We start from the raw sequence: 13,667 nt of genomic DNA on the forward strand, positions 1-13,667 counted from the left end.
ACATGATGAGCAGAATAGCTCTTTTTTTGCTGACTTGATGTTTTGCGGCACAAGTGCCGACTTAATTGTGTGCATCCATAAGGATGCCCTGCACGTTTGGTTCGTTCATTCTTTGTTCAGTTTTCAAAGGTCAATCCGTTATCACGTCCAGCGTGTAACACACTCTGTGACAACTTCTTAATAATAACATCTCTGCTCCCTTATGTCAACAACTTTTTAAGAAGTTTTTTAAGAAAGTTTTTTTGAAATGGTGTCTCGTGTTTCGAGAACTTTTATATAATACCATCTGTAGAAACTTCCGTCAATCATTTTCCTTCAAAAAAGTAAAATAATCTGTATTTCTTTCTCTGGTGCATTTCCTATTATCGCACAAATTAGAAAAAATGCAATAGGTAGCGCTTACTTTCATAATATTTATTATATATTATTAAAAAAATCCCTTCCCCTACCATTCACTCTGTAGAAGAAAGGATTCCATTCGTTTATTTTGTTTCGTATTTATCTTCAATACGGCTGAACCAAAAAGAAAAAATGGTTCCCAGGATAAACATTCCTATCGAGAAAGCAATTGCTGTTCCGAAACTTAATCCGGATTCTGCTAATCCTTCTGTGGTTAATGATGGGAATACCGTAGTAGGGAAAATTGCTAGAGAAGATCCTATTACCATTCCAAGAATGAAATGGTACATTTTTGAATAAAAATGGTCAAAGAGCCAGTTCGCAGCTTTCGCAAAGAGAAGCACACAAATAATGAGGCCAATCGCTAAAGGAATAATCACTCCGAAATCAAATGCAGAAATTCCTGCTGCCATTTTGTCGTACAAACCAAAGTAAATCAAAAAGTTACTTGGGCTCATTCCCGGTACGATTAAGCCTAATCCGATTAGCGCTCCAGAGAACACCCATGCTACGAAGCTAGGCGTTACTTGTGTCAGGCTGGCACTTCCCATCAACATGACGAAGAAAATTCCCAATGCTGCCACTGCAAGAATGATCCAGTCTGCGCTGTTACGCCCTTCTTTTCCAGCAGTCTTAAATAAGGAGGGGAAAGTCCCGGCTACAAAACCGATAAATAAGCAGGTAAATTGTGCCGCATACTGTCCAAAGGCTTTTTCTACAAATAAGGAGAAAATAACAATTCCAATCCCCACTCCAATCCCCACAGGAATAAAGTAGCGCACGTTCGCCATAAAGTTTTTACGGATATTACCTAAGAAGCGTAAAAGGGGATCATAGATATTGAAAATAACGGCTAAAACTCCCCCGGACAATCCTGGTAAAATAGCTCCTACTCCTACAGCGATCCCTTTTAACATCCGAATCAACCATTTCGTTGGATTATCTTCTTCTAGTACTTCATTATGTTGTTCCATTCCTCTGTTCACCTTCGTTTCTTCTTTACTATTTTTCATACACTTTTCTATTATAGCGAAACATCCGAGCAATGAAACTAAGATTCCCTAAAATTTTCTTCTTTTCTAAAATGGGAAACCGGTTTTTCTGCGTATCTTATAGAAGAAAGGAAGTGAAAAAATGTATGTTTTGTATGGTGGTTTTATCTTTATGGTAGGAGGGTGTCTGGCTTCGTTCTTCTATCTATTGGCTGACCGTCTCCCTAGGAAGGAAAGAATCGGCTGGTCACGTTCGCATTGTGACACGTGCCATCACGTCTTGTCTCCCCTTACTCTCATTCCGGTTCTTTCATTTCTCTGCTTAGGAGGGAAATGTCGTTATTGTCATACGAAGTTCTCTCCTCTTTATCTATTTTATGAGGCAGTAGGAGGAACTTTAGTGATTTACCTTACTTGGCACTATCCTGATGCATATGGGAATTGGTTTTTGTATCTCCTCCTCTTCCTCATCGCAGTCGTTGATCAGCAGCATTTTATTATTCCAGACCTCTTCCAAATTGGGTTGTTCCTATTAATCTTGGCATCCCATCACTCTAACGGGCAACTAGGCAATCCTGCTTATTTACTAGGTGCCTTTGCCATGTTACTGGTGAGCGGTATTTCTGCCTTATTGGTACGTGATGGGCTTGGCGGAGGAGATATCAAGTTACTGGGTCTATTTGGGTGGGCGTTAGGCTTCCATGGTGCAACGCTTGTCCTATTTCTCGCCTCTTTAATGGGGCTCTCCTCTATTTTTATGAGACATCACTCTAACAAGGAACAGCTCCATGCACCCATTCCCTTCGGACCCTTCTTAGTACTGGCCTTCTTCTTCGTACGGGAAATAGCATAAAAAAAGGCAGAGGCGCTTATCGCAGCCTCTGCCTTTCATTTCATTATCGATTATTCTTCGGTTCCTGCAGCAGGTGTTGATTTGATGCTGTATGCACTTTTGGTACCTACATTGACTGCTTGAGGTTCCATCTTGCGGTAACGAGCCATACCCGTACCAGCAGGGATGGTTTTCCCGATAATAACATTTTCTTTCAGACCAAGTAATTCGTCTGTCTTGCCGCGTAGTGCAGCATCTGTCAATACACGAGTTGTTTCTTGGAAGGAAGCAGCAGATAGGAAGCTGTTTGTTTCCAAAGAAGCTTTTGTGATACCAAGAAGGACGGGACGAGCCGTTGCTGGAATTTCTCCTGCACGGATACTTGCCGCGTTACGGTCAGTAAAGTCCGCGATATCCATCAATGTACCTGGTAGGATATCTGTTGAGCCTGGATCCATGATGCGTACTTTACGCAACATTTGACGAACCATAACCTCAACGTGCTTGTCGCCGATTTCTACCCCTTGCATACGATATACTTTTTGTACTTCGCGTAGTAAGTAGGTTTCAACGGACAATACGTCACGGACACGTAGCAACTCTTTCGGATCGATTGATCCTTCTGTTAGAGGAGCTCCACGGTGAACGTAGTCGCCTTCTGATACTTTCATACGAGATGTAAATGGTACAGAGTATGTACGAGTATCGGTCATTCCTTTTACAGTTACTTCCTTCGAACGTTCTGCTGCATTTTCATCGATGGAGATTACTTCACCGGTTACTTCTGTAATAACAGCTTGTCCTTTTGGATGACGTGCTTCAAAAATTTCTTGAATACGAGGAAGACCTTGTGTGATGTCGTCTCCGGCAACCCCACCTGTATGGAATGTACGCATGGTCAATTGAGTACCTGGTTCACCGATGGATTGTGCAGCAATGGTTCCGACTGCTTCCCCAACTTCAACTTCATTACCTGTTGCCAAGTTCATACCGTAGCAATGCTTACATACGCCGTGACGTGTGTTACATGTAAATACGGAACGAATGGTAACTTGTTCGATACCAGCTTCAATCACTTCTTTTGCTAAATCTTCAGTAATTAATCCGTTATGCGGAACGATTACTTCGCCTGTTGCTGGATGAACAATGGATTTTTGCGCATAGCGCCCAATCAAACGTTCTTCCAAAGCTTCAATAATTTCGTTACCGTCACGAATTGCTTGAATATTCAAACCTTCATCTGTTCCACAATCGTCATCACGAACGATCACATCTTGTGCTACGTCAACCAAACGACGAGTTAGGTAACCCGAGTCAGCGGTCTTCAAGGCGGTATCGGTCATCCCTTTACGCGCACCGTGAGTGGAGGAGAACATTTCTAGAACGGTCAACCCTTCACGGAAGTTGGAGATAACAGGTAATTCCATGATCTTCCCACTTGGAGAAGCCATCAAACCACGCATCCCTGCAAGTTGCGTAAAGTTGGAGATGTTACCACGAGCTCCAGAGTCACTCATCATGAAGATTGGGTTTTCTTGTTTCAAGGATTCCATTAGATCGATTTGGATTGCATCTTTCGCTTGGTTCCAAGTATTAATGATGTTGTTGTAACGCTCATCGTCAGAAATCAAACCACGACGGAATTGTTTGTTTACCGCTTCTACCCGTTTGTGGGCCGTGTCGATAATCGCTTGTTTGCTTTCCAATACTAAGATGTCAGCAATCCCAACGGTAATTCCAGAACGAGTGGAGATATGGTAACCCAAGTCTTTCAAGTTATCCAACATCTTCGAAGTTTCGGTTACTTGGTATTTCTTGAAGACTGCTGCGATGATATTTCCTAGATTTTTCTTCTTGAATGGTCCAATAATTGGTTGGTTTTCGATGAATTCCTTCACGTTTGTTCCCAATTCAACAAAGTACTTATCTGGTGTTGCTTCTTCTAGGTTTTCTTGTGTTGGTTCGTTCAAGTATGGGAATTCATCTGGCATGATCTCGTTGAACATGACTTTCCCTACTGTCGTTACCAATAGTTTGTTCTTTTGGCTATCTTTCCAAGGTTTAGCCGGCAAGGATTTGGTGTAGATCGCAATCCGCGTATGTAAATGAACGTAACCATTTTCGTAGGCCATGACTACTTCATTTGGATTCGCGAAGATCATTCCTTCTCCATTTTTTCCTTTTTCTTCCATGGTTAAGTAGTAGTTCCCTAAAACCATGTCTTGAGAAGGAGTTACAACTGGTTTACCGTCTTTTGGATTCAAGATATTTTGGGCAGCAAGCATCAATAAACGTGCTTCTGCTTGTGCTTCTTCACTCAGTGGAACGTGAACCGCCATTTGGTCTCCATCAAAGTCAGCATTGTATGCTTCACAGACAAGTGGATGCAAACGAATTGCTTTCCCTTCAACCAATACAGGTTCAAAGGCTTGGATTCCTAATCTATGCAAGGTTGGTGCGCGGTTCAACAGAACCGGATGCTCACGGATTACATCTTCTAATACATCCCACACATCTTCGTCCATACGGTCGATTTTGCGTTTTGCATTTTTGATGTTTCCAGCTAGATCACGTGCAACTAATTCTTTCATCAAGAATGGTTTGAATAATTCCAAAGCCATTTCTTTTGGTAGTCCACATTGGTACATTTTTAGGAATGGACCAACAACGATAACGGAACGGCCGGAGTAGTCAACCCGTTTACCCAGCAAGTTTTGACGGAAACGACCTTGTTTCCCTTTCAACATGTGGGAGAGTGATTTCAATGGACGGTTTCCTGGTCCTGTTACAGGACGGCCACGACGACCATTATCAATCAACGCATCAACTGCTTCTTGCAGCATCCGTTTTTCGTTTTGAACAATGATGTTTGGTGCATTCAAATCCAACAAGCGTTTCAAACGGTTGTTACGGTTAATGACACGACGGTATAAGTCATTCAGGTCACTCGTTGCAAAACGGCCACCTTCTAATTGAACCATTGGACGCAAGTCTGGTGGGATGACAGGAATAACATCCATAACCATCCATTCTGGTTTGTTGCCAGAACTACGGAAAGCATCCAAAATATCCAAACGACGAATCGCACGCGTCCGTTTTTGACCGGTCGCTGTTTTAAGGATTTCTTTTAATTCTTCACATTCTGTGTTTAGGTCAACGCGTTGCAGTAATTGTTTTACTGCTTCCGCACCCATAGCAGCATGGAAGCTGTTGCCGTATTGAGACCGTTTGTCACGGTACTCACGTTCAGTCAACAATTGTTTTGATTCAAGTGTTGTGTCACCTGGTTCGATAACTACATAGCTTGCAAAGTAAATGATTTCTTCAAGGGCACGCGGGCTCATATCTAATACAAGACCCATCCGGCTTGGAATTCCTTTGAAATACCAAACATGCGTTACAGGTGCTGCTAATTCAATGTGTGCCATGCGTTCCCGACGTACTTTCGAGCGGGTTACTTCTACGCCACAGCGATCACAAACAATCCCTTTGTAACGGATTCCGTTGTACTTGCCGCAAGAACATTTCCAGTCTTTTTGTGGTCCAAAAATTCGTTCACAAAAGAGTCCATCTTTTTCTGGTTTTAATGTCCGGTAGTTGATGGTCTCTGGTTTTTTAACTTCCCCGTAAGACCATGTGCGGATTTTATCAGGTGAAGCCAGAGAAATTTGCATTGTTTCAAAATTATTAACATCTATCAAGGGGCTTCCCTCCCTTTTCTGTGAGCCGCCCATATGCTCATCCTGCTTATCACATGCAATGAATCTTGGAAAAGGTAGGTCAGGAATAAAAAGGAAAGCCAAAGCGGGTTTCCTTCTTATTTACCTGTCCGAACCATATTTCCTATTCTGTTTCTCTTCTTTCCGTTTGCTTGTTCAAACGTTCGAAGTTTACCACGTCATCTTCTTCATCCATGTCACGCAATTCGATTTCTTCTTGATTTTCGTCAAGAACTTTCATATCTAAACCAAGTGCTTGTAATTCTTTTACTAATACGCGGAAGGATTCTGGTACGCCTGGCTTCGGAATGGTTTCGCCTTTTACGATTGCTTCGTAGGTCTTCACACGTCCAACAACGTCATCTGACTTGTAGGTCAAGATTTCTTGTAACGTATAAGCAGCACCATAAGATTCCAGTGCCCATACTTCCATTTCCCCAAAACGTTGTCCACCAAATTGTGCTTTACCACCCAATGGTTGTTGTGTAACAAGGGAGTAAGGTCCAGTAGAACGAGCATGCAACTTGTCATCAACCATGTGGGAGAGTTTCAAGTAGTACATAACCCCAACAGAGACACGGTGGTCAAATGGCTCACCGGTTCTTCCATCGTAAAGAATCGTTTTTGCATCTCTAGCCATTCCGGCTTCTGCAACAGTTCCCCATACGTCTTCTTCGTTCGCACCGTCAAATACTGGTGTTGCTACATAAATGCCAAGCTGACGTGCAGCCATACCTAAATGTAGTTCCAATACTTGTCCGATGTTCATCCGTGAAGGAACCCCTAGTGGATTCAGCATGATGTCAACTGGTGTACCGTCTGGCAAGTAAGGCATGTCTTCTTCCGGTAAAATACGGGATACAACCCCTTTGTTACCGTGACGTCCAGCCATCTTGTCCCCTTCGTTGATCTTCCGTTTTTGGACAATGTACACACGTACGAGTAAGTTTACGCCTGGAGCCAGCTCATCGCCTGCTTCACGGGTAAATACTTTCACGTCATGCACAATTCCGCCGCCGCCGTGAGGCACACGTAGGGAAGTATCACGCACTTCACGCGCTTTTTCACCAAAGATTGCGTGCAATAGACGTTCTTCAGCAGAAAGTTCAGTTACACCCTTAGGAGTTACCTTCCCTACTAAGATATCGCCATCACGTACTTCAGCTCCGATGCGGATGATTCCACGTTCGTCGAGGTCTTTCAACGTGTCTTCCCCTACGTTCGGGATTTCACGCGTAATTTCTTCTGGTCCAAGTTTCGTGTCACGTGCTTCTGATTCATATTCTTCAATATGGATGGAAGTGTAGACGTCGTCTTTTACCAGACGTTCGTTCATGATAACAGCATCCTCATAGTTGTACCCTTCCCAAGTCATGAAGGCTACTAGGATATTTTGGCCAAGAGCCATTTCTCCCTTATCCATGGATGGACCGTCTGCCAATGTATCGCCAGCTTCTACTTGGTCGCCAACGGATACAATCGGACGTTGGTTGTAACAAGTTCCAGAGTTTGAACGTTGGAACTTAATTACATTGTATTTATCCAATGATCCGTCTGGACGACGTACACGGATTTCTTTTGCGTCTACAAATTCCACGACACCATCGTTCGCACATAGTAATGCAGCTCCGGAGTCATGAGCAGATTTGTATTCCATACCTGTTCCAACAAGCGGTGCTTGTGGGTTAATCAACGGTACAGCTTGACGTTGCATGTTAGCACCCATTAAGGCACGGTTGGAGTCATCGTTTTCCAAGAACGGGATACATGCGGTCGCAACTGCGACTACTTGTTTCGGTGAAACGTCCATGTAGTCTACACGTTCAATCGGCACTTCCAAGTTATCGTGGATGTAACGTGCCATGACGATGTTGTTAACAAAGCTGCCGTCCTCATTCAATAAGGAGTTCGCTTGCGCGACTACAAATTTATCTTCTTCGTCAGCGGTCAAGTAATCAATTTTATCGGTTACTTTGTGTGTATTCCAGTCAACACGACGGTATGGTGTTTCGATAAAACCATATTCGTTAATCTTCGCATAGGAAGACAAACTGTTAATCAAACCGATATTCGGTCCTTCAGGTGTCTCAATCGGACACATCCGGCCATAGTGAGAATAGTGAACGTCACGTACTTCGTATCCAGCACGGTCCCGTGTCAAACCACCGGGTCCTAAGGCAGATAGACGACGTTTGTGTGTCAACTCACTCAATGGATTGGTTTGGTCCATGAATTGTGATAATTGAGAAGAACCAAAGAATTCCTTGATGGATGCTACAACTGGACGAATATTAATCAATTGTTGTGGGGTAATGGTAGAAACGTCTTGAATCGACATTCTTTCACGTACCACACGTTCCATCCGGGACAATCCAATTCTGAATTGGTTTTGCAATAGTTCACCAACTGAACGAATACGACGGTTCCCTAAGTGGTCGATGTCGTCCGTGTTTCCTAGACCTTCGTAAAGGTTTAAGAAGTAGTTGATGGAAGCAAAAATGTCAGCCGTTGTCAGGTTCTTGATGCTTTCTTCTACTTCACCGTTACCGATGATGTTTACTTCTTTTTCTGGATCTACTTTAGAGTAGACTTTTACTATTTGAACACGAACAGGCTCTGTTACAACTCCGTCATCAGTAGGATGAAGGATCACTTCATTCAAGCCGTTGTCAAAGTGGCTGCTCAAACGATCCATTACTTCACGGTTTACTTCTGTTCCTTTTTCAGCCAAAATTTCGCCTGTTTCAGGATCCACAAGGGTTTCCGCTAAGATTTGGTTATATAGTCTCGTCTTGATGTTTAATTTCTTGTTTAATTTATAGCGTCCAACTGGCGCTAAATCGTATCTTCTTGGGTCGAAGAAGCGTGCATATAAGAGGTTACGGGAGCTGTCCGCTGTCTTTGGTTCGCCTGGGCGGAGTCGCTCATAGATGTCTTTCAATCCTTCTTCTGCTCTTGAATCAGAAGAAACTTTATGGACATCTTTTTCCATTGTTAACTTCAAAGTGTCGCTATTTCCGAAAATTTCTAAAATTTGGTCATCGGAACCAAATCCAAGTGCACGAATCAAAACAGTCAAAGGAATCTTACGCGTACGGTCAATCCGTACATAAGAGATGTCTTTTGCATCTGTTTCAAATTCCATCCATGCGCCACGGTTTGGAATCATCGTGTTTCCAAATGTTTCTTTCCCGTTCTTATCGATCTTGTTATGGTAGTAAACCCCTGGTGAACGTACCAATTGAGAAACGATAACCCGTTCTGCACCGTTGATAATAAAGGTACCCATTTCGGTCATTAGTGGGAAATCTCCAAAGAAAACTTCTTGATCTTTGATTTCACCCGTCTCTTTATTGATAAGACGTAGTTTTACATAAATCGGTGCAGAATAGTTTGCATCGTGTTGACGCGCTTCTACTACCGAATACTTAGGCTCTTGTAGCTTGTAATCCAAAAAATCTAAGGCCAAGTTGCCTGTATGATCTTCAATCGGCGAAATATCATCAAACATTTCGCGCAATCCTTTATCCAAGAACCACTTGTAGGAATTCGTTTGAAGTTCAATCAGGTTTGGAAGTTCTAATACTTCATTGATACGTGAGTAACTTCTGCGGGTACGTTGTTTCCCGTACTTAACATTGTGTCCTAACAACTTCTTCACCCCTCATAAATATTGACAAAAAGAAACAAAACAAATTATTACATTTACGTTACAAAGATTACACTTTGCTAACAAACGCCTGTGTCGACCTGATTTTTGACAAAAAAAAACCAAAAGAACGATGCAATTTCAGGGAAAATTACTCTGTCTTTTGTTTTTTGTCGTGTGAAATGCTGGTTGGACAATATTTCAACCGCACCTCTGAACTATTTGTATTGTGTCCACAGTATATAATATTATACTTTTTTCATAGACATTTGTCAATACTTTATTCTTTAATACTTTGAATAATCCAATATCCTTTGTCGCGGGCGATGACTTCTGCATTGCCAAACACTTCTTCCATTTTCTTCTGCGCACTCGGAGCCCCTTGCTTCTTCTGAATAACGGCAGTCAAGGTTCCTTTTTCTGTTAAGTAATCGTACGCTTCAGCTAGGATTTGGTGGACCGTTTGTTTCCCGGCACGAATGGGCGGATTCGTTACAATGGCAGCAAATGTTCCATCAACTGAATCATAAATGGAAGACTCATGAATGGATACGTTTGTGATCTGATTTGCTTTTGCATTTCGTTTCGCTAGCGCCAATGCACGTTCATTCACATCTACCATTTCAACGGTTCGGTCTGGATAGGCATGCGCCAAGGAAAGACCAATCGGACCATATCCGCAGCCTACATCCAAGATATTCCCTGGAGCATCTGGTGCTTCGAAGGATTCAATCAGCAAACGCGACCCAAAGTCGACAGCGTTTTTTGAAAACACACCTGTATCAGTAGTAAAATGGAAATCTTTGTTGCGCAAACGGAAGCTCCATGTTTCCTCTTCGCTTTTTGCTGATGGGTTCGTTGAATAATAGTGGTCTGACATTCCTATTCTCCCCTTCCTTTTACGATAGAAAAAGAGGCTGAAGAATTCTTCAGCCTCTTCGCCTCTAATAGAATTATTTCAATTCTACAGATGCGCCTACTTCTTCTAATTGAGCTTTCAAAGCTTCTGCGTCTTCTTTAGACAAGCCTTCTTTAACAACGCCAGGTGCTCCGTCAACTACTGCTTTAGCTTCTTTCAAGCCTAGGCCAGTTGCTTCACGAACAACTTTGATAACTTTGATCTTGCTGTCTCCAGCAGAAACCAATTCTACGTTAAATTCAGTTTGTTCTTCTGCTACTGCTTCTCCAGCGCCACCAGCTGCTGCTACAGGAGCTGCTGCAGTTACACCAAATTCTTCTTCGATTGCTTTTACTAGGTCGTTTAATTCAAGAACTGTTGCTTCTTTGATATCAGCAATAATTTGTTCTACGTTCAATGCCATGATATGTTTCCTCCATTAATTTATATTTTTTTGGTTTTTGGTTGGTTTCTTAACAGAAACCGAGTCGTACATAACGATGCTTATGCAGCTTCGTTGTCTTTCTCAGAAACAGCTTTAACAGCCAATGCAAAGTTGCGCATAGGTGCTTGTAGTACTGAAAGCAACATAGACAACATTCCTTCGCGGTTTGGCAATTTAGCAAGAGCTTCGATCTCTTCTTTTGTAGCAACTTTTCCTTCGATAACGCCGCCTTTAATTTCTAGCTTGTCAGCGGTTTTTGCAAAGTCAGCCATAATTTTAGCTGGTGCTACAACGTCTTCTGTACTAAATGCAACAGCAGTAGGTCCTTTGAAAATATCTTCCATACCTTCTAGTCCTGCAGCTTGTGCAGCACGAGAAATAACAGAGTTTTTCAATACTTTCATTTCAACGCCTGCGTCACGCAATTGTTTACGTAGGTCTGTCACTTCAGCAACAGTAAGTCCTAGGTAATCAACCACTACAACAGATGCAGATTCTTGCAGTTTAGCAGTAGCTTCGTTTACTAATTCTTGTTTCTTAGCAATAGCAGCTTCACTCATCTTATCGTTCACCTCCTGGGATTTGAATAGAATTTTTTGTAAAAACAAAAAACTCTATGCCACCTAGACATAGAGGATCCGTTGTTTATGAACTGGATTCTTCCTCGGTAGGATGATTAAGGCTGAGCCTCCTACTGTCTTCGGTAAGACATATAATTTAACCTAGATGATTGTACCAAAGACAACCATCTAGGTCAAGCTATATTTTTATTTGATTATAATGAACTTGGGTCTACTTTAACGCCAGGGCCAAAAGTAGAAGCAACGCTCAAGTTTTTGATGTATTGACCTTTTGCTGCTGATGGTTTTGCACGAACAACAACATCATGAATTACTTGGAAGTTTTCCAACAATTTTTGGTCGTCGAAAGAAACTTTTCCGATTGGTACATGGATGTTACCTTGTTTGTCAGCACGGTATGTTACTTTACCAGCTTTGATTTCTTCAACAGCTCTTGTTACGTCCATTGTAACGGTACCTGTTTTAGGGTTTGGCATCAAGCCTTTAGGTCCCAATACGCGACCCAAACGACCTACTTGGCCCATCATGTCAGGAGTTGCTACAACAACGTCAAAGTCAAACCATCCGCCTTGGATTTTTTCAGCCAATTCGTTTTCGCCTACGTAGTCTGCTCCAGCTGCTTCAGCTTCTTTCGCTTTGTCACCTTTTGCAAATACTAATACGCGTTGTGTTTTACCTGTTCCGTGTGGCAATACAACTGCTCCACGGATTTGTTGATCATTTTTACGAGTGTCGATTCCTAAACGGTAAGCAACTTCAATAGATGCGTCGAAGTTTGCATAATCGATTTCTTTTACCAATGCCAATGCTTCTTCAGCAGAATAAGCATTTGTTCTTTCTACTTTTTCAAGCGCAGCACGGAATTTTTTACTTTTGTTAGCCATGATTTTTTCCTCCTTGATTGTGGTTTTAACGGTTTTACCTCCCACTGGCAACCTTTGCTTTCATGAGAGCAAGAGGTTCCATGAGAAGCTGCTTGATTGATTAGTCTTTAATAGTAATACCCATTGAGCGAGCAGTACCTTCGACCATACGCATAGCAGCTTCTACGTCTGCTGCATTCAAGTCTTGCATTTTTGTTTCAGCGATTTCTTTAACTTGGTCACGAGTAACAGAACCAACTTTGTTTTTGTTTGGTTCACCAGAAGCTTTGTCCAATCCAGCAGCTTTCTTCAACAATACTGGAGCTGGAGGAGTTTTTGTGATGAATGTGAATGAACGGTCTTCAAACACGGTGATCACAACTGGGATAATCAAACCAGCTTGGTCTTGTGTACGAGCATTGAATTCTTTACAGAATCCCATGATGTTTACACCTGCTTGACCTAATGCTGGACCTACTGGGGGAGCAGGAGATGCTTTCCCTGCAGGAATTTGTAATTTAACTAATTTCATAACTTTTTTAGCCACGATACATACCTCCTTGATTGTTCGTGATGTGGTTGAATGGGGTTTGAGATTTCCCCTCCCACACAAATCATGCGTCTAAACGCACTGCAATATGATACCAATAATTTTGTTCCCTGTCAACAAATTTATTTCATTTTATCTACTTGTTCATATTCCAGTTCAGCAATGGTTTCCCGACCGAACATTTCGATCAATACTTTCAATCTGCCTTTCTCTGGATCAATCTCATCTACGATACCAGACAGGCCATTGAAGGCTCCTTCGGTAATCGTAACGCTCTCGCCTTTTTCGAATTGAATGTCACGTGTACGTGTGCTCAATCCCATCCGTTTCAAGATCCAATCCACTTCTTCTTTCAATAGAGGTGCAGGCTTGCTTCCTGCGCCGTGTGAGCCGACAAACCCTGTTACACCTGGTGTATTTCGAACGACGAACCAAGACTCATCCGACATAATCATTTCCACCAATACATATCCTGGGAAAGTCTTATGCATTTTGGTTTTCTTTTCGCCATCTTTGTCTTCGATAACTTCTTCTTCTTCCGGTACAATGACGCGGAAGATGTTATCTTCCATATTCATGCTCTGTGCGCGGGATTCAATATTCATTTTGACTTTGTTTTCGTAGCCGGAATAAGTGTGCAGTACGTACCAATTTTTTTCATTTTCGATCGTTTCCATTGTTCCACTTCTTTCTTTAGGGGGAATTTTTGTTAAATAAAAAAACCTTTCACTACTCGAAA

11 protein-coding genes and 1 other annotated feature are annotated in these 13,667 nt (G+C 42.2%); of the genes, 2 read left to right on the forward strand and 9 right to left on the reverse strand.

The window, feature by feature from the left end:
* Positions 1-181: hypothetical protein (locus PVE40_RS04940; protein WP_274730778.1), on the forward strand; the 181-nt coding region annotated here is incomplete at its 5' end.
* 301 nt (positions 182-482) lie between these two features.
* Here the strand turns inward: PVE40_RS04940 and PVE40_RS04945 are convergent.
* Complete coding sequence (locus PVE40_RS04945; RefSeq protein ID WP_274730779.1) at positions 483-1,373, reverse strand: DUF368 domain-containing protein; 891 nt, start codon at positions 1,371-1,373, stop codon at positions 483-485.
* A 160-nt stretch (positions 1,374-1,533) separates the two neighbouring features.
* Between PVE40_RS04945 and PVE40_RS04950 the strand changes: the two genes are divergently transcribed.
* A complete protein-coding gene (locus tag PVE40_RS04950; protein ID WP_274730780.1) occupies positions 1,534-2,244 on the forward strand; it encodes a prepilin peptidase in 711 nt (236 codons plus the stop codon).
* 50 nt (positions 2,245-2,294) lie between these two features.
* Here the strand turns inward: PVE40_RS04950 and rpoC are convergent, their stop codons facing one another.
* From rpoC to nusG, 8 genes are all read right to left on the reverse strand, one after another.
* Positions 2,295-5,924, reverse strand: a complete 3,630-nt coding sequence (gene rpoC / locus PVE40_RS04955; RefSeq protein ID WP_274730781.1) for a DNA-directed RNA polymerase subunit beta' — start codon at positions 5,922-5,924, stop codon at positions 2,295-2,297.
* Between the two features lie 142 nt (positions 5,925-6,066).
* Positions 6,067-9,594 carry a DNA-directed RNA polymerase subunit beta gene (gene rpoB, locus PVE40_RS04960; protein WP_274730782.1) on the reverse strand — a complete coding sequence of 1,176 codons (3,528 nt, stop codon included), beginning with the start codon at positions 9,592-9,594 and terminating at the stop codon, positions 6,067-6,069.
* A 277-nt stretch (positions 9,595-9,871) separates the two neighbouring features.
* Complete coding sequence (locus PVE40_RS04965) at positions 9,872-10,471, reverse strand: class I SAM-dependent methyltransferase (RefSeq protein ID WP_274730783.1); 600 nt, start codon at positions 10,469-10,471, stop codon at positions 9,872-9,874.
* A 73-nt stretch (positions 10,472-10,544) separates the two neighbouring features.
* Complete coding sequence (gene rplL, locus PVE40_RS04970; protein WP_274730784.1) at positions 10,545-10,913, reverse strand: 50S ribosomal protein L7/L12; 369 nt, start codon at positions 10,911-10,913, stop codon at positions 10,545-10,547.
* Between the two features lie 80 nt (positions 10,914-10,993).
* On the reverse strand, positions 10,994-11,494 hold the full coding sequence (gene rplJ / locus PVE40_RS04975; RefSeq protein WP_274730785.1) for a 50S ribosomal protein L10: 501 nt from the start codon (positions 11,492-11,494) through the stop codon (positions 10,994-10,996).
* Positions 11,495-11,530: 36 nt separating this feature from the next.
* Positions 11,531-11,656 (reverse strand) — a sequence feature (ribosomal protein L10 leader region).
* Positions 11,657-11,709: 53 nt separating this feature from the next.
* The gene (gene rplA, locus PVE40_RS04980; protein WP_274730786.1) at positions 11,710-12,399 is read right to left on the reverse strand and encodes a 50S ribosomal protein L1; all 690 of its coding nucleotides are present in this window, start codon (positions 12,397-12,399) and stop codon (positions 11,710-11,712) included.
* A gap of 100 nt (positions 12,400-12,499) precedes the next feature.
* Positions 12,500-12,925 (reverse strand): 50S ribosomal protein L11, encoded by a 426-nt coding sequence (rplK, locus tag PVE40_RS04985; protein WP_274730787.1) that lies wholly within the window; start codon positions 12,923-12,925, stop codon positions 12,500-12,502.
* A gap of 125 nt (positions 12,926-13,050) precedes the next feature.
* Entirely contained in the window at positions 13,051-13,605 is a 555-nt protein-coding gene (nusG, locus tag PVE40_RS04990) for a transcription termination/antitermination protein NusG (protein ID WP_274730788.1), read from the reverse strand.
* Between the last annotated feature and the right edge of the window lie 62 nt (positions 13,606-13,667).

The organism is Jeotgalibaca caeni, assembly GCF_028863945.1.
In the GTDB taxonomy this organism is placed as follows: domain Bacteria; phylum Bacillota; class Bacilli; order Lactobacillales; family Aerococcaceae; genus Jeotgalibaca; species Jeotgalibaca caeni.